The organism is Streptomyces sp. CA-251387 (assembly GCF_050936625.1).
GTDB lineage: Bacteria > Actinomycetota > Actinomycetes > Streptomycetales > Streptomycetaceae > Streptomyces.
Map to the genome: position 1 here is coordinate 51466 of NZ_JBNJMJ010000002.1, position 16209 is coordinate 67674.

The following is a 16209-nucleotide window of genomic DNA, read 5'->3' on the forward strand; positions in this document are numbered from 1 at the left end:
ACTACTGGGCCACCCGCCATCACCTCCACGGCCTGCCCGGAGACATGGTGTAGTAGCCCAGCAGACCAGACGAGGGCCAGACCCGGCAGTGGCTGCACGAGTAGCAGACCTCATGGCAGCACCTGCACGACGGGAGTTGGTGTACAGCCTGGCAGCGGACACATCAGGCACGGGCTTCCGAAGCCGCTGATGAAGGCCTTCGCTTTCGGTTCTCCGTCAGCGCCGTTGCGTTGCTGGAGGACACCGTCACCGTTCGTCAACGGCTGTTGGGCCGAACACACCCGGCGACCCTCACAGGCCAAGTCAACCTCGTGCTGGAGCGTTCTCTCGCCGGCTACCGGGCGACATTCGGCCCCCGCCATCCGTACACGATCTCGGTAGACAACCGGCTGCGCAGCTGGCGAGAGCAGCACACGTGGCGCTGGTGGAGACGCACACGCGGCCCGGCCGGACCGGCGGGGGTGGGCGGCGACGTGACGCGGTGACGGGCCTGACCGGCATCGCGGTGAGAAGGCGCGAGGCAGGCCGGGATCACGGCCGGGTGGGGCTTTTGCGCGGCGGGTGACAGACCGGGCAGCGTTTGCCGGTGCCGCCGCGGCGGGAGCGCTGATCGGGCGTGGCGTCCCAGCGTCCCGGGCAGCCAGGCTTCGAGCAGGCCCACCGGCACAGTTTGGTGGAACTCGGCCGGAGGTCCTTGGAGGTCAGGTTCGGTTCGTCGATCACTTCGAGGAGCTCGCCGGCGAGGGCAGGGTGCACGTCCTGCAGGGATTTGCCGGTCTTGGGGCGCACCCTGGCGGCGACGGTGCGTCGGCGAGCGCATCGGGGGCATCCGCTCGACTGACCCGTGCGGCGGTTTAGAGCTCCTAACGGAATGCGGGATGACCGTGTCCTCCTACGGAGTGGGTCGGTTGCTTGAGTGTGAGGAAGCGCGATCCCCAACCGTGGCTGGTCGATGATGAGTTGTGGGCTCGAATCGAGCCGCTGCTGCCTGTCCGGCAGCGGCGGCATCGGCACCCGGGCCGGAAGGCGTTGGATGACCGCAAGGTGCTGTGCGGGATCTTGTTCGTTCTGTACACCGGCATCAGGTGGGAGTGGCTGCCTGCCGAACTGGGCTTCGGCTCGGGGATGACCTGCTGGCGACGCCTGAGGGACTGGAACAACGCCGGGGTGTGGCAGCGGTTGCACGAGGTGCTGTTGGCCGAGCTGCGGGCGGCAGACCGCCTGGACATGTCTCGGGCGGTGATCGACAGCTCACACATCCGGGCGCTCAAGGGCGGCCCAAAACCGGCCGGAGCCCGGTCGACCGAGGCCGGCCGGGCTCCAAGCACCACGTGATCTGCGACGCCACCGGCATCCCACTCGCCGTCGCCCTGACCGGCGGCAACCGCAACGACATCACCCAACTCATGCCACTGCTGGCGGCGATTCCGCCGATCCGAGGCAAACGCGGCCGTCCCCGGCAGCGGCCGAGAGAGGTCTACGCCGACCGGGGCTATGACCATGACTGCTACCGCCGCCAGGTCTGGACGAAGGGCATCAAGCCCGTCATTGCCCGCCGCGGCACGGAGCACGGCTCCGGCCTCGGTACCAAACGGTGGGTGGTCGAGCAGACGATTGCGCTGCTGCACTGGTTCGGCCGCCTGCGGATCCGCTGGGAGATCCGTGACAACATCCACGAGGCATTCCTCAAGCTCGCATGCTCACTGATCTGCTGGCGCCGCCTACGAACCGCATTCCGTTAGGAGCTCTTAGCGGAGCGGGGTACTCGAAGCGGCAGTGCGGTTCGGGGCACCGCCACTGGCATGTCTTGTTCGACGTGGGGAGCAGGTCGAACGCGGTCCAGCCGGGGTGGCCGACGACCCCGATGAGTTCTTCGGCCATCGCCGGATTGACCTCGGCGAGTGATTCACCGGGACCGGGCCTGCTGTTTGCCGCGCCCACCTGTGCGTGACCGCACTGGCTGCAGCCGCGACCGGCAAGTGCCCGGCTGTTCAGTATGGCCTTCCATGCGTAGCCGCAGTCCGGCTTCCGGCACCGCCACAGACACACGTCGTTGCAGCCCGGCGGCATCCGATCAGGGGTCTTGCCCGGGTTGGTGAGGTTCGCGACGAACTCCTCCTCCAAGTGGGGCGCCACGTCCACCGCCGATACCTCGGGGCCGGCCACGGCCTTCTGCCACAGCTGCGCCCCCTTCGTGAGCGCCGCGGTGACCTCGGCCGGTGTGAGCTGTCGCCAGGAAAGGCCACGGCCTCGCAGTACGACACCCACCGCCTCCGCCCAGTCCTGGGGGTTCACCCCCGGCCCGGCCTCATGGTGGACCAGGCCGTGCACCGGGACGGGCGGCAGCCCACGGCTTCGGATACGTTCCACGTCGAGTCCGGCGGCGAGGGCTGCCGCGGTCTTCGCGGTGTCACGCTCCAGGCTTCCTGGCCTGTTGTGGGTCCATTCCGGATCCAGGTCGATGAGCAGGCCCGGGGCCGGCTCGGGCAGGTACAGGTCGAAGCGGTCCTGACGGCGCCCGGGCAGGCGGAGGCGGTGGTCCAGCTCCACGGCGAGCCCGGAGGCAGCCTGGACGAGCATGGCGACGTTGCACTCGAACGGGGAGCGGCCATGGCCGGTGCAGTCCGAACAGCCGCTTCCATTGGTGCGGTTGGCGAGCGTCGCCGGCCAGAAATGCCCTTGAGAGCACTCCCACTCGCACAGGTCATGGGACTGCGGGCGCAGGGTGTCCGGACCACGGTCGGGACGGCTGAGGTTGCGGCGGAACTGCCGTGCCAGCGCAGGATTCAGATCGGCCAGCGATTCTCCCGGGCCGGGAACCCGGTTGCGGCGTTTCCAGCACTCAGGGCACCCCGAGGGTTTGACAGTACGGGTGCGAAACTGCAATCGGGCGGGCCACTGGTGACCGCATCCTTGTACCGAGCAGCGCCACTGGCACCGGTCCGTGGAAGACAGTCGCATGTCCTCCAGCGTCATACCCGGGCTGGACAGGTTGGACACGAACTCGGCCTTCAGCCGAGCCCGAACTGCAGCCACCTCGGTAGCACTTCGCCGTTTACCCATGACGGCAGATCCTGACAGCCGCCACTGACAACGGCCGCCCACGACCCGGGCTTGTGCTGCCGGGTACCCCCACAGCGGCCCGGGAGAGCCAAGTCTAGTGCTGGGCAAGCACGTTCGTAGTCCGGATCATTCTCTGCACCGAGCAGCCTGCCGGAGACCGCGCACCCCACCGACACGTGGTCGGCCAGTGCCTGATGGCTCCACTCCAGCCCTATTCGTCACTTCGACGATTAAGGCGTATGATCTACCGCCGGGTGTGGCGGCTTCCGTCGGGCAAACCGTCGCAGCCGGAAGGAGGCATTGGTGGACAACGAACAGACCGCGCGGCCTGCAACTGCTGGTCCGGTCACGGTGCAGGCCGGCACGCTGCTCCAGCCGTCGATGGCGCTCGCCCTCAACATGCACGCCAGCCCGGGGGCGTATGCCCTGTTGCTGGGCTCCGGCATCTCGATCGCTTCGGGAGTGAAGACGGGCTGGGGCGTCGTGCAGACCTGGTCGGCAAGGTGGCCGCGGTGCACAGCCCGGGTGACGCCGAGGCCCGGGCGGCAGCCATGGCGGATCCGGAGCACTGGCGGGAGGCCAACTACGGGGAGCCGCGGGGCTATTCGGGTCTACTCGCGGCGGTGGCGCCAACGCCGGCGGCGCGCCAGGCACTGTTGGCCGGGTACTTCGAGCCCGACCGGGCGATCGCCCGGCTGGTCAAGCGGGGCAGTGTCAAGGTCATCCTGACGACCAACTTCGACCGGCTGATGGAGCGGGCGCTGCAGGAGGCCGGTATCTCGCCGCAGGTGGTGCGTCGGCCGGATGAGATCGATCCCATGATGCCGCTCCCCCACAGCCAGATCACGGTGATCAAACTGCACGGCGACTACGCGGACCTCGATCAGCGCAATACGGTCGATGAGCTAGAGACGTATCCGCAGGCGCAGCAGCAGTTGCTCGACCGGGTGCTGGACGAGTACGGGCTGGTCGTCTGCGGCTGGTCCGCGGACTGGGACAAGGCGCTGGTGCGTGCCGTCGAGGGCACCCGTTCGCGCCGGTATCCGATGTTCTGGTCCCAGTACGGCCAGCTAGGCCACGCGGCCTCGCTTCTCGCGGCCCGACACAGGGCCATGGTGGTGGAAGGCATGAGCGCCGACGAGCTGTTCACAGACCTCCTACAGCGTGTCGAGCGCTGGACCGCTTGTCGGTCGCCCCGATCGGCCGCGACGTCGCGGTGGTGCAGCTCAAGCGTGCGCTGCCTGACCCGGTGCGCCGGATCGAGCTGTCCGACCTGGTCGGCCAGGCGGTCACCGCCGTCGTTGATGCGAGCACCGCCGAGCGTCGACCACTGCACCCTCCGCCAAACGCCTGGGCCGACACCTTCGTCGACAGCGTGCGCAGCTACCGGGCGGACAGCGACACCCTGCTGCACCTCCTCGCGAACGGCGTCTTCCACGACGACGGCACACACGACCAGCTCTGGCAGCGTGTCGTCACCCGCCTGGTCCGTCTGCGCGACACCACACCGAGCCCATACAACGAGCACCTGGAGACACTGCGGCACCTGCCGGCCCTCATGGCGACCTGGACGATCGGCGTCGGGGCCATCCTGAGCCGCCGCGAAGACCTGCTGGCCGACCTCCTGACCCACCCGGCATGGGCACGCCCCGGCTTCGGGAAACCGCGACAGCAGCCGGTGTGGTACCTCAACCCCAACCGTGTCATCGAGCGCGAGGGCCTCAACGACCTGTACCGCCAGAAGCAGGGGAACGGCTACCTCTACCCGCAGAGCCACTGGCTGAAGGAAGAGCTGCGTGAGCCCTTCCGGCTGGTCGAACCCAGCGACCACGCCTACCTCGAGGCGTGTACCAGGTTCGAGTACCTGACCTCCATGATCGCCATGGATGCGGGTCACGACGCCCGGGCCTATCCCTGGGCGGGCGAGTTCCTCCTCGACGACATCTGGGAGTACGAGCGGCCTGATCTCTCCTCATCCATCGAGCACGAGCTCACCGCGGCCTGGCCCCTCCTACGAGCCGGCGCCTTCGGCGGAGACGTCGCCCGCGCCAAGGCCGCGCACCAGGCCCTCGCCGAGTGTCGCGCCAAGTACCCGAGGGACTGACAGCCCGCACTCGCTACTTGTCCCCCAGGGCGTGGTCACCGAGCCGCTGCCAACCCCGCGCGCGGCGTCGTACCCGGCCAGGATCAGTCACCAGAGTCGGCGGCGAACCGATCCCGGCCGTACGGTTCAAGGCATCACCGTCGGCATGGCTTGTCGAACGCCGAGGAGCCCCGCTCCGCCCGCTACCGCCCCGCTGCATAGCCAGTACGCCAGCCCAGCGCAGCATCTGTGCAGCCCAGAGCCAGCGCGCAGAGGAAAATAGGCGCCGTGCACGACGACCCCAACTCCATCGCAGCGTTGCTGCGAGCGAGGTACAAGCGACGTCTGCCCTCCAGCCTCAACGAGCTGACCGGACCCGAGCACGGGTTGGTGGAGCTGCCGCTGCACATCGCGTGGTCCGGACTGCGCACCCTCGATCTGGACCGGCCCCGCCAACGCATGAGCCTGTACAGAACAGTGCTCGCCGAAGGCATGCGTGACGACCTATGCCGTTTCCTCAACAGAGGCATCCTGCTTGAGCTTTGGCCAGTGCTCCACAAGCTCATCAGCAGGGCCATCAAGGACGTCTGGGAGGAGGCATTCCCCGAGCTGCGTCCATGATCACCTTCCGGCGCACTCCCCTAGCACCCCGCAGTAGGCGTTCTCACCGCAACTGCGGCAGTCTCACCCAACCCGCAGGACCGCAGGTCAAACGGCCCGAGCAGGGTCCAGAACCCGTCGCAATCCATCTGCGGCACCGCAGGTCACCGGCATGCGGTCACCGCAACAACGGTGCGACCTCACACTGAACTCCCCTCAATTCCCCTACGCCCATTCCCAGCCAGAGCCGAGAATACACCCACCGAAATTCCCCACAACTAATGACCACAACCCACACCGAGCCCGGACAAACCCAGCTGCACACCCCGCCAGCAGTCCACTCACCGTCACACCCCACGGGCCCCAGGCCGGGCCCGCCCTGCGCGGCGGCGGGGCCGACGCGCAGCAGCCACCCATGCCGCCCCCGATTCCCGAGGACGCCGCTCGACCACGCCCGCCCTCATTCCTCACTCATCCTTCAACCGGCGCGGGGAAAGTGGCAGCAGAGGGGATGTCAGACCCCAGACCACAAGCGCAAACCTTGGTTGACCTGTGCATACGTCGAGCATCCCGAAGAGGCTTGCGCAAGAGATGTTGCAAGAGAAGGCGCAGGAGTAGCCGCAAGTGAAGGCGCAAGAGATGTTGCAAGTTCCGGCGTTTGGGGTGTCCGCCGTATTGGGTGTATTATTGATTTTGAGTTCAGGCGGCAACTTGACTCAGGCTCAATCACCAATATGAGGAGCTCCCTTGGACACGGGAACCGTTGACGCGGTAAGCCGACTCACGATCCACCTTGCTGGAGATCACGAGACCGACGCGCATGTCGGTCTGACACTCATTCCCCTTCTCAAGATCCCGACAGCCATCATCGAATTCCGGCACCCTACGGGCGCGCGCGTTTGGTGGGAAGGCTGGTGCGAAGCAGCCGCAATGCTCGACAGGATTTTTTGCGAGCAGGTCGACGCAGGCGAATTGCGTGAGCCCGAACTCACCATCAATTCCTTTGTGATCCTGGATGACGCACCCCGTCGCGCCAAGATCCGGGCCCGCAGTGCAGAAGTCAGCCCGGACGGAATCGGCGCCCTGTCCGTGACGGTGGGCGGCCTGACGATCGCGTGCGCGTCCCGGGCCGCCGTCGAGTGCCAGGTGCGCGGATGGCGCGAGGCGTACGAAGTGCTGGCCCTTGACGGGGGGTTCGGACTCCCGTTCGCCGACGAGGTGGCCGAGCGCGTGGGGGCCGACCACGCCCGCCACGGGGTCAACGAGCTGTTCACGGCCGCCGAGGAGCAGCAGGCAGGCCGGACGCGGTGACGCGCCAGGGTGGGGTGGCCGGCGGTCGCCCCACCCTTCCGGAGCCACGGCCGCAGAGAGGGGACAGCATGACCGCCACAGGACCGATTAGCCGGGGGCAGCGGGTGCGCGTCGAGCGCCGTCCCACCCGGGGTCTGGCCGCCCACGCGCGGCCGAGGACCGCGCACCGTCCCGCCCCGTGGCCCGAGGTGTGGGTAGGCACGGTGTTGCAAGTGACTTACGAGGACGACGCGTTGATCGGCGTCGAGATCTACGGCAAGCGCGAGAGCACCGGCGAGACCAAGCGCGTCACGTTCGGCTTCGCCCGGAACGTGTTCTTCCGTACGCAGGTCACGCCGGTGGAGTCGGTGTAACTCTCCACGTTCGGGGGGTGAGAGCCTGTGTCTCTTCCTCTGATCTGATCTTTGGGCGGGTCTAGTGTGGTGACGTGTCCGGGATCGACGGGCTGCCGTTTCAGCGGTGCTGTCCAGTGTGCGATGCCCCGTTGGAGTCGGGAGCCGCGCCGCGGGCGGTGTACTGCTCGGTGGCCTGTCGTGCGAGGCAGTGGCGTGATGCACGGCGGATCTGTCGGCGGGCCGCGACCGAGCGGGACGGTGCGGGACGGCGGGTCTGCCCGGTATGCCGGGCGGTGTGGGTGGCTGGGGTGGGTCACCGCAGTAATGCGGTGTACTGCTCGGCGAAGTGCCGGGGCCGGGCTTCGTGCCAGCGGAACAAAGCGTTCGCCGAAGCGTCGAATTGACGCTTGAACGAACGGCCCGGTTGTCCGTTTAGGGGTCCAAACGGTCAGTTCCGGTCGGTGCTGGTGTTCGATCTTTCAGTGGGTTGACGCGACGGCAGCGCGGGTTCGGCCATGTCGCCGGCGTCTGCCGCCCCCGGGCCGGCGGCAGGTGGTGAACGCAGTGCCCACCATGGTCGGCAAGGTGACCCAGGAACGTTACGACGAGCTCGTGGCTCAGTCGAAGGTCCTGGTCGAGACCGAGCGGGACACGCTTTTCAAACTAGGGGACAACGCTTTGGAGGTTGAGCCCCTGCAGGCTCAAGGGGGTGCGCGGGCCGCGGCGGGCGAGGATATCCAGTCGGTGGAGGAGACCCTGCGCCGGTTCGCGGACGACGTCGGCATCTGCATCGGCACCCTCATGAACTACCGTCTCACGGCTGCCCATTGGCCTGCCGAGCATCGGGTCAAGGGGGTGTCGATCGAGATTCACCGGATCCTGATGGGGCATCCGGACCGGTTCGAGCTGATCTGCAAACCGCCGTTCAACCGGCGTTATGGGCAGCACCGGTGGACCGAGGACGCGGCGAAGCGGGCCAGGGGCTGGCAGGTCCAGAGTCCGGTGTCGGTGCAGGAGAAGGTCACCGCGATCCACGGCCTGGCGGCCGATGACCAGGTGGCCGCGCAGGTGGCGGTCGACCTGCTGCGACGGCCTGCGGTGGCCGACGAGGTCCCCGCCCAGGCCAGGGTGGAGGCGATCAGGGACCTGGCCCGCGACGAGCGGGTGGCCGCCGAGGCCGCCACCGGTCTGCTGCACCGTCCCGACGTCGCCTTCAAAGCCATGTCGGACGACCGAGCACGGCAGTCGGTCAACCACGCCCAGGTCGAACGCGGTCGCCAGGCCCGCGAAGAGTTCGAGCGAAGCAGCGAACTCGCCCCGGCCATCCGCCGGTTCGAGCGGACAGCTGAGTTCCTGGACCTCGTCGGGGCCTGCCACGCCTTCGTGGCCACCACCAACCGGGTGGTCCCCGGACTGCGCGGACGCACCGTCTGCGAGGACGAGAAAGCGGTGCTGAGCGAGAACATCGCCCGGGTCCGGGCCCTGGAGTGGATCGAACACGCCGTCGAAACCGGCGATGTCGACGTGGACGAGGTACTGGCCCGGCTCCTGCGGGGCGAGTAAGTGATGGCGCGCTCCCGAAGGACGGAGCGCGACAGACGCCGCTCGCCCACGTCGGAGCGCCACGCCGACTCGATCCGGCTCGCGTTGATGGAAGTCGCCCCGGCCGGGCTGAAGAAGACCCGGCTGATGGCGGTCACCGAGCTGACCCGCTCCCAGCTGGTCCGCGGGCTGGCCGCCTTCCGCGAACTGGCCGGGGAGAAGGACTGGCCGCCGCTGGTGTGGTCATCGCAGGACGGCTACCACTTCTGCCTGGACGCCGACGCCCTGGAGGAATGGGAACAGCAGTGGGCTGACGTGAAGTTCACGCAGATCAGCCGGGTCATCACCGGTGTCCTGGCCCCGCACGCGAAGCTCTTTCCCAAGAGTCGCTGGGTGAAGTACATCGTCGCCCAGATGAACGCGGTCCAGAGCGCCCGGGACATGATCGCCCGTCCGCAGATCCAGTAGCCGCAGCGGCGGAGTCCACCACCACGAAGGAGAACAAGGGGCCGGACCCGGCCCGCCGTCCGCACCCCGGGTCCGGCCCCTTTCTCCTGCTCATGCGCACATCCCGCTACCCCTCCGACACCACCGACGCCGAATGGGCCCTCATCGCACCGCTCCTCCCGGCGCCGGCCAGCACCCTGCCGACAGGAGGGCACCCGGAGAAGTGGCCCCGCAGGGAGATCTCGACGGCATCCGCTATCTGGTCGATAACGGCATAAAGTGGAGGGCCATGCCCGCCGACTACCCGCCCTGGCGCACGATCTACGGATTCGCCAGACGCTGGGCGGCAGCCGGGGCCATCGGCGTCATCCGCGACCAGCTCCGCCGCAGAATCCGCCTCGCCGCGGGAAAGGCACCGGCCTCAGTGATCGTGGACAGCCAGTCCATCAAAGCCTCCGAGACCGTCAGCAAAGCCACCCGCGGATGGGGCGGCGGCAAGCTGATCAACGGGAGGAAGCGGCGCCTGATCTGCGACCACCGCAGCCTCGTCCTGCTGCTCATGGTCACCCCGGTCGATGCCCAGGACTCCCTGGTCGCCCGCGAGTTGCTGTTCCGCCTCGCGTTCCTGCAGCCCGGAGATCGCCATCGTCTGGGCCGACTCCGCCTACGCCAAGAACGGGCTCATTCCCTGAGCGAAGAAGTACCTCGACATCACCATCAAGACGGTACGGCGCCCGCCGGACACCAAGGGATTCATCGTCCTTCCATGCCGCTGGGCGGTTGAACGGGCATGGTCGTGGATCATGCGGGCCCGCCGCCACTGCCGCGACCACGAACGCCTCCCCGAGATGAGCGAATCACTCATCACCTGGGCTGCCATCACCCTCATGCCCCGACGCCTCACCCGCCGCACGAACCGTCCCGCCGAACGTCGCGACGTCGCCCACGGCTACGTGATGCCAGAAGCCGCCTGACTCACCACAGCGCGGAGGAAGAGACACAGGCTCTCATCCAGGTGGGGGCGCTGCCATGTCCGGGACTGCGTCCGTAGGGTGCAGTCATGCCGACCGCACCACTCCCCTCCGCCAAGACGCGCCCTGGTGGACGCGCTGCGGCGGGGACAGACCGTCGAGGACGCCGCCGACATGCTGCGGCTGGACGTCTCCGCCGTATGGGCTGCCGCACGTACGGACAACCGGTTGATCATCGCGTTGGCGGGACGGGACCTGGAGGCGGTCGAGGAGGCAGCCGGACGCGTCCAGCGCGCCGAGTTCCTCCGTCTGCTGGCCCTGGGACTTCCGGCAGCCCGTGCTGAGCTCATCCTCGGTGAGCCGGGCGAGTAGCGAGGCCAAGACGCTGCCTACGCCAAGGCCTGCGACGCAGTCAGTGAGGCCGCCTCCCGCCCGGTGAGATGGTCGCTGCGACGATCCGCACGATCTTCGCCCAGCCCAGCCAGAGCGTGGACTGGGCGCGTCGCCGACATGCTTGAAGATCAGTTCCCCAAGGTCAAGCAGATGCTGCTGGACGCCAAGGACGGCTTGACCGCCTGCGCGGTCTTCCCGGAACGGCACTGGAAGAAGATCCAGTTGACGAACCCACTTGGAGCGGATCACCCGGGAAATCGAGGAGGGACACGATCTAATCGGCAGCCCCCGGCTGTATGACGACGGCCCTGACACCGGGCATGGGTCAAGGCCGTCAGTCACACGAGTTCCGGCGATGGAACCGGAGGAATGCACGTGTCGTTGTCTCCAACGCGCCCGCACCCGGACAGTCACGCCGCCAGGAACGAGGCTAGCGCCCACAAAGGCAGCTCGCAGCCGTCAGCTCGAAGAACTCGAAGAAACGGTCCGCCGGAGGAGTCGAGCCGCGCCTGAAGCCGGCTCCGTTCAAGGCGAAGCCCGGTAGGTCTTCGCGCACCGGACTGCCCACTGCTCGGTCAAGCGCCTGGCCGCTGACGCACAGCTCGCCGTCGACGCCGCTCGACCGCGACCAGCACCTCGTAGTCGGCCAGGCGCGGCGCCTACCGCCACCAGTCGCTGGGCGGGCCTCATGCGCCGTCGTCGACTGTTGCCTCCTGGCCGAGCTGGAAGCCATGCCCGGTCCGCTCCCGCCACCCCCTCGTGACTTTCCAGCCACAACCGGCATAGGCGCCGTATACCCTCACCGCCTACTACCAACGCCGCTGACAGCATCTGCACAGGCCGGCGACTCTTTCGCCCGCCCAGGGATGTTTTTACGGCCCTGGACATGGGCGCCTTGTCCGGGTTTGGATTGATATCTGCCGCATAATGAGCGGTCGTGCGGCGGAGCGCCCGGTCCCGGTGACAGGTTGACTTCCGCGGGGCCGGGCCTGTTTGCGGGGGAGGTGAGCTGGGATATGGACATCGCGGTGAGTTCCGGGCCGGGCCTGTGCCCGACCGTGATCACTGTTTCCGGTGAACTGGATATCGGCACCGCCGCAGATCTCCGCCAGGCACTGGCCGCTGCCGTGACCGTGTACGAGGAGACGGTGATCGACCTGGCCGGTGTTAGCTTCTGCGACTGCGCCGGGATCGGCACCCTAGTCGCCGCCCGGAACCTGGCCCGCCGCCGCGGCCACCGGCTGCGCGTACACGGCATCCCCGCCCACCTGCAGCGGCTACTGCACCTCACCCACACCCGCCTGGCTGACACCGATCCGTCCCACCGGGCAGCGTAGCTACGCGCTGTGCCTGTGCGGAGTCGTGGCGCGGACGCGGTCAGAGATGCCAGGTGTCGCACCAGCCCCCGTCGAGCGGAATCGAAGCGGAAGGGCTGGATGCCCTGGCCTGGGACTACCCGGCTTTTGAGACTGCCTGGTACTGCAACACAAAGGGCACCCACCCTTGGGGGGCAGGTGCCGTTTGTGTGCGGTTGCCGCAGGCAGCTCCCTAGCCGGTCATGGAGGGGGTGATGGGCGACAGGGCCGGGGCGAGTTGCATGCCGGGTGCCAGGCCGAGGGCGATGAGGGCGTCGGGCAGGCCGCGTCCGGTGCGGGCCGCGTCCAGCGTTCCCGGGGCGGCCAGTGGGCGGCAGCTGGCGGCGATGATCTCGAAGAGGTGTTGTACCCGGCCGGGTCCGCGGGGCAGCAGCTGGCCGTGGAAGTCCTCGTGGTGGGCGAGCACGAGGGCGGCCAGGCCGGCGATGTGGGCGGAGGCCGTGTTGGTGCCGTCGAGGATGGTGTAGCCGCCCTGCGGTGCGCAGGACAGGACCGCCACGCCGGGGGCGGCCGCGTCGATGCCCGGGCCGTGGCAGCTAAACGGTGCGGCAAACAGTCCTTCGGGTGTCAGCTGGGGGCCGTAGTGGGTGGCGGGGGAGGTGCCGGGCGGGTAGGTGCCGAAGGCTCCCAGCGCGCCGACGCTGAACACGGGGGGGAGCGAGGCGGGGAAGGCGATCGGTCCGCCGGTGTCGCCCGCGGGGGCGATGCAGGCGATGCCCGCTGCGGTGGCGTCGGCGAGTTTGCGGGAGACCAGCGTCGACGGGTAGAGGGTTGGGGCCTGGATATGGGCGATGTCAACCTCGCGTTCGATGCAGTGGTCCAGGGCGGCGATCAGGTCGCTGAAGTACCCGTCGGGCAGCACCTGGCAGACCTCGAGCTCGGCATCGACGGCGATGCCGATGATGCCCTTGCCGGTGTCCGCGCCGGCGATGATGCCCGCCGCGTGCGTGCCGCTGCCGACCGGATCCTGCGTCCAGCCTTCCTTCGTGCGGCGCACGAGGTCGATGCCGGAGCGTACCTGTTGCTTCAGGTCGGGGTGGTCGGCGGCGACGCCCGTTCCGATGAGGGCGATCTTGATGCCGAAGGCGCGGAAGGTGGGGGGCAGCCGGTCCAGCCGCATGGCCTGCTGGCCCCAGCTGTAACTCTGGCGTTCCTCCAGCTCGGGGTAGACCTTGGCTAGTGGGGTGAGGGTGACGAGGTTGTCGTGGGTCGCCGACAGGTCGGGGCGGTGAATCCAGCGGTCGGTGTAACCACCCGCAGGGCGGACGTACAGGGACTGGATCGACTGTGCGTTGCCCGTGGCCAGGGTGAGGGTGACCTTGCCATCGGCGGCGGTAATGCCGTGGCTCGGCCACATCGCCCCGATCAGGAACACTCCGGCACCTGCCAGTGGTTCGCCGTCTGGGCCGCACACGCGCAGCGAGATCTCCACCGGCTCCTCCAGCGGTGTGACCAGCCCCGGGTCGGGCAGCGGCAGCATCCCTTGAGTCGCCGTGGTGAAGGGTACCGCTGCGGACAGCGGCAGGTCGGGTTCGATGTGCACATGCAGCGTCCGCATCACCGGCAGCTGGGCCTCGGCAGCTTCGACGACCGCGATCTCCGGACAGGAGGGCAGGATTCCGGCCGACTGCAGCTTCTCCGACGGAGTGAGTCTGCGGATCACTTTGACGTCGGGCATGCTCTGAAGCCGGTCGCACACCGCGTCCATGCCGAGTTCGGGCACTCCCGGCGGGAGAAGCTGCTGCGGCAGCGGGGCCACCATGTACCGCTGCCGGCGCGGCTGCACCGCGATCGATGACGGTGCGCCCTTCTTGCGCGGCGCCGCTTTCTCCTCGGGGCCCGGCCCGCCGACCCCTGCGCCCTCGGCCTCGCTCTGGCGGTTGCTTCGGGGCTTGCTCCCGGGCCTGTCCTTGACCATCACGTTTACCTTCACCACGCCTACGTCGCTTTTTGGGCTTGTGATCCGGATGACGGGCGACTCGCGCCTTCCACGGCTGGGCGGTGCGCCCGGGAAATGCACCGGGCATACCGCACAACGCGCCGTCTTACGTCAGCTGATGCCGAAGGGCTGACCCATCTGACCGAAGCCGAAGCCAGGCTGCTGGTACTGCTGCGGGTACGGCTGACCGTACGACTGCTGACCCAAGCCGCCGCCCCACTGCTGCTGGCCCTGCTGGCCCTGCTGGCTCTGCTGCATCAGCGTCAGGATCGCGGTCGGCAGAGCCTGCTGCACGGACTGCTCCACCGCGCTGCGCACACCCTGGATCAGGGTGGTGTGCAGCGCGACAGCCAGGTACGGGTGCGCGTGCTGCTGGGGAATGCCCTGCTGCTGCAGCTGCTGCTGGACCTGCTGGATCTGCTGCAGCGTCTGCTGCATACGCTGCGCGATCTGCTGACTCGCCTGCTGGCACGCCTGCTGGATCGTCTGCTGGACCACCTGCGCGAGCTGCTGCTGCGGCCCACCGGCCTGCTGCCCGAACTGCTGCAGAGGCTGGGTACCAGTCATCACCGACATGAATGCTCCATTCGATGCCACGAGAAGCCAACATAACGGATGATGTTGACTTTTTCGGATGATTCCGACGCGCTGACGCTAAGGTGGCGTCACCCCGCCCGCAATCGGGCGAGCCGCTCAGAAGCAAAGAATCCCCCCAATCGGATCCGCCGACCCCGCCCACCCTTGACCGCACACACCGCATCACCGAGCCGCGGACGCACCACCGCGAACCGCGGCACCTCAACATGCGACTCACAGTCCCTTGTCCGGATCCATACGCCGGGCGGGAGGCCACGCTGAAGGCCTGCGGCGTAGGCGCGGCGATGCTGCCGGGGTATAGCCGGGTGCCTCCCTGGTCGAGCGGTCACGAAGTGAACGTGGGAACCGCTGTGCGGCCGCCCGCGCCTGGGCAGCCGGTCCGGGCGTGGGCAAGGCTCGTCGTCAGCTGACGGCTGCAGGGCGGGGCTGAGGCCCTGTAGTAGTCCGGGCGCGGGAGAGCCGCGTGCATGTCACAGGTGAAGGACCGCAGCTTCCGGCCGATTCCGGTCCGCGAGCGCATGATCCCCAAGGCGGGCGGCAAGCTCCGCCGTCTGGGGATCGCGACCGTGGCCGACCGGGTGGTCCAGGCGTCCCTGAAGCTGGTGCTGGAGCCGATCTTCGAGGCGGACTTCCTCCCGTGTTCCTACGGGTTCCGTCCCAGGCGCCGGGCCCACGACGCGATCGCCGAGACTCGCATGCTCGCCTCCCACTCGTATGAGTGGGTGGTGGAGGGCGACATCACGGCGTGCTTCGACGAGATCTCGCACACGGCCCTGATGGACCGGGTGCGGGAACGGATCGCGGACAAGCGCGTGCTGGACCTGGTGAAGGCGTTCCTCAAGGCGGGCATCCTCGGTGAGGACGGCGTGCCGCGGGACACCAACACCGGCACCCCGCAAGGGGGGATCCTCTCGCCGGTACTGGCGAACGTCGCCCTGTCGGTCCTGGACGAGTACATCGACCAGGCCAAGGGCGGCCACGCTCCACCCGGGGACAGCGAACCGGACGCAGGCGCCAGGGAAAGGCCAACCACCGGCTCATCCGGTACGCGGACGACTTCCTCGTGCTGGGGTCCGGCACCCGCCAGCATGCCGAAGACATGCGCTCCCGCGTGGCCGGGGTCCTCGCGCCGATGGGCCTGCGTCTGTCGGCCGAGAAGACGAAGATCACCCACATCGACGAGGGCCTCGACTTCCTCGGATGGCACATCCAGCGCCACCGTAAGCGAGGCACCGACCGGCAGTACGTCTACACCTACCCATCTCGGAAGGCCCTGCGGGCCGTGATGGGCAAGGTCAAGGAGATCTGCCGCAAGAGCGTCAACCTGCCGCTACCTGCACTGCTGCACCGGCTCAACCCGGTGCTGCGGGGCTGGTGCGCGTACTTCCGGCCCGGTGTGTCCAGCGCCACGTTCCAGCACCTCGGCCACTGCGCCTGGCAGAGGGTCATCGGCTGGGCGCAGCGCAAACACCACAAGGCCAACTGGAAGACGATCCGCCGCCCGTACTGCCGAGGCGGATAGTGGCCGACCACCGAAAAGGGAAAGCTGTTC

General features: G+C 68.2%; 15 protein-coding genes and 5 pseudogenes. 15 read left to right on the forward strand and 5 right to left on the reverse strand.

The window, feature by feature from the left end:
* Positions 1-122: 122 nt before the first annotated feature.
* Complete coding sequence (locus tag ACQEV2_RS41760; RefSeq protein WP_433056077.1) at positions 123-485, forward strand: tetratricopeptide repeat protein; 363 nt, start codon at positions 123-125, stop codon at positions 483-485.
* 46 nt (positions 486-531) lie between these two features.
* Here ACQEV2_RS41760 and ACQEV2_RS41765 read toward each other — a convergent pair whose 3' ends face one another.
* The gene (locus tag ACQEV2_RS41765) at positions 532-789 is read right to left on the reverse strand and encodes a zinc-ribbon domain-containing protein (protein WP_433055434.1); all 258 of its coding nucleotides are present in this window, start codon (positions 787-789) and stop codon (positions 532-534) included.
* Between the two features lie 129 nt (positions 790-918).
* Here ACQEV2_RS41765 and ACQEV2_RS41770 point away from each other — a divergent pair.
* Positions 919-1742, forward strand: a protein-coding gene (locus tag ACQEV2_RS41770) for an IS5 family transposase (protein WP_433056080.1) whose coding sequence is annotated in 2 segments (ribosomal slippage) — positions 919-1251 and positions 1254-1742 — 822 coding nt in all. Because the reading frame shifts where the segments join, the coding sequence is not laid out codon by codon here.
* On the opposite strand, the gene ACQEV2_RS41775 is transcribed toward ACQEV2_RS41770, so the two are convergent.
* Both ACQEV2_RS41775 and ACQEV2_RS41780 read right to left on the reverse strand, forming a co-directional pair.
* Positions 1687-2580 carry a zinc-ribbon domain-containing protein gene (locus ACQEV2_RS41775; RefSeq protein WP_433056083.1) on the reverse strand — a complete coding sequence of 298 codons (894 nt, stop codon included), beginning with the start codon at positions 2578-2580 and terminating at the stop codon, positions 1687-1689. The genes ACQEV2_RS41770 and ACQEV2_RS41775 overlap by 56 nt on opposite strands.
* Before the next feature lie 42 nt (positions 2581-2622).
* Positions 2623-3063 (reverse strand): annotated as a pseudogene (locus tag ACQEV2_RS41780) (zinc-ribbon domain-containing protein); the annotation flags it as partial.
* Positions 3064-3614: 551 nt separating this feature from the next.
* On the opposite strand from ACQEV2_RS41780, the pseudogene ACQEV2_RS41785 reads away from it, so the two are divergent.
* From ACQEV2_RS41785 to ACQEV2_RS41835, 11 genes and pseudogenes are all read left to right on the forward strand, one after another.
* A pseudogene (locus ACQEV2_RS41785) lies at positions 3615-4037 on the forward strand (SIR2 family protein); the annotation flags it as partial.
* A gap of 209 nt (positions 4038-4246) precedes the next feature.
* The gene (locus ACQEV2_RS41790) at positions 4247-5167 is read left to right on the forward strand and encodes a hypothetical protein (RefSeq protein ID WP_433056133.1); all 921 of its coding nucleotides are present in this window, start codon (positions 4247-4249) and stop codon (positions 5165-5167) included.
* Positions 5168-5434: 267 nt separating this feature from the next.
* Positions 5435-5767, forward strand: a complete 333-nt coding sequence (locus ACQEV2_RS41795) for a transcriptional regulator (protein WP_433055437.1) — start codon at positions 5435-5437, stop codon at positions 5765-5767.
* 726 nt (positions 5768-6493) lie between these two features.
* Positions 6494-7057 carry a hypothetical protein gene (locus ACQEV2_RS41800; protein WP_433055440.1) on the forward strand — a complete coding sequence of 188 codons (564 nt, stop codon included), beginning with the start codon at positions 6494-6496 and terminating at the stop codon, positions 7055-7057.
* A gap of 212 nt (positions 7058-7269) precedes the next feature.
* The gene (locus ACQEV2_RS41805) at positions 7270-7410 is read left to right on the forward strand and encodes a hypothetical protein (RefSeq protein ID WP_433055442.1); all 141 of its coding nucleotides are present in this window, start codon (positions 7270-7272) and stop codon (positions 7408-7410) included.
* 567 nt (positions 7411-7977) lie between these two features.
* Positions 7978-8955, forward strand: a complete 978-nt coding sequence (locus ACQEV2_RS41810; protein WP_433055445.1) for a DUF6192 family protein — start codon at positions 7978-7980, stop codon at positions 8953-8955.
* Between the two features lie 3 nt (positions 8956-8958).
* A complete protein-coding gene (locus ACQEV2_RS41815) occupies positions 8959-9402 on the forward strand; it encodes a RacP protein (RefSeq protein ID WP_433055448.1) in 444 nt (147 codons plus the stop codon).
* A 92-nt stretch (positions 9403-9494) separates the two neighbouring features.
* Positions 9495-10289, forward strand: a pseudogene (locus tag ACQEV2_RS41820) (IS5 family transposase); the annotation flags it as partial.
* Between the two features lie 192 nt (positions 10290-10481).
* Entirely contained in the window at positions 10482-10724 is a 243-nt protein-coding gene (locus ACQEV2_RS41825) for a hypothetical protein (RefSeq protein WP_433055451.1), read from the forward strand.
* Between the two features lie 62 nt (positions 10725-10786).
* Positions 10787-11025 (forward strand): annotated as a pseudogene (locus ACQEV2_RS41830) (transposase); the annotation flags it as partial.
* A 736-nt stretch (positions 11026-11761) separates the two neighbouring features.
* A complete protein-coding gene (locus ACQEV2_RS41835) occupies positions 11762-12082 on the forward strand; it encodes an STAS domain-containing protein (RefSeq protein ID WP_433055454.1) in 321 nt (106 codons plus the stop codon).
* Between the two features lie 211 nt (positions 12083-12293).
* On the opposite strand, the gene ACQEV2_RS41840 is transcribed toward ACQEV2_RS41835, so the two are convergent.
* Complete coding sequence (locus tag ACQEV2_RS41840; protein WP_433055457.1) at positions 12294-14039, reverse strand: S8 family serine peptidase; 1746 nt, start codon at positions 14037-14039, stop codon at positions 12294-12296.
* A gap of 132 nt (positions 14040-14171) precedes the next feature.
* Positions 14172-14636 carry a hypothetical protein gene (locus tag ACQEV2_RS41845; RefSeq protein ID WP_433055460.1) on the reverse strand — a complete coding sequence of 155 codons (465 nt, stop codon included), beginning with the start codon at positions 14634-14636 and terminating at the stop codon, positions 14172-14174.
* Positions 14637-15175: 539 nt separating this feature from the next.
* On the opposite strand from ACQEV2_RS41845, the pseudogene ACQEV2_RS41850 reads away from it, so the two are divergent.
* A pseudogene (locus ACQEV2_RS41850) lies at positions 15176-15562 on the forward strand (reverse transcriptase domain-containing protein); the annotation flags it as partial.
* Between the two features lie 158 nt (positions 15563-15720).
* On the forward strand, positions 15721-16179 hold the full coding sequence (locus ACQEV2_RS41855) for a group II intron maturase-specific domain-containing protein (protein WP_433055463.1): 459 nt from the start codon (positions 15721-15723) through the stop codon (positions 16177-16179).
* The last annotated feature ends 30 nt before the right edge of the window (positions 16180-16209 follow it).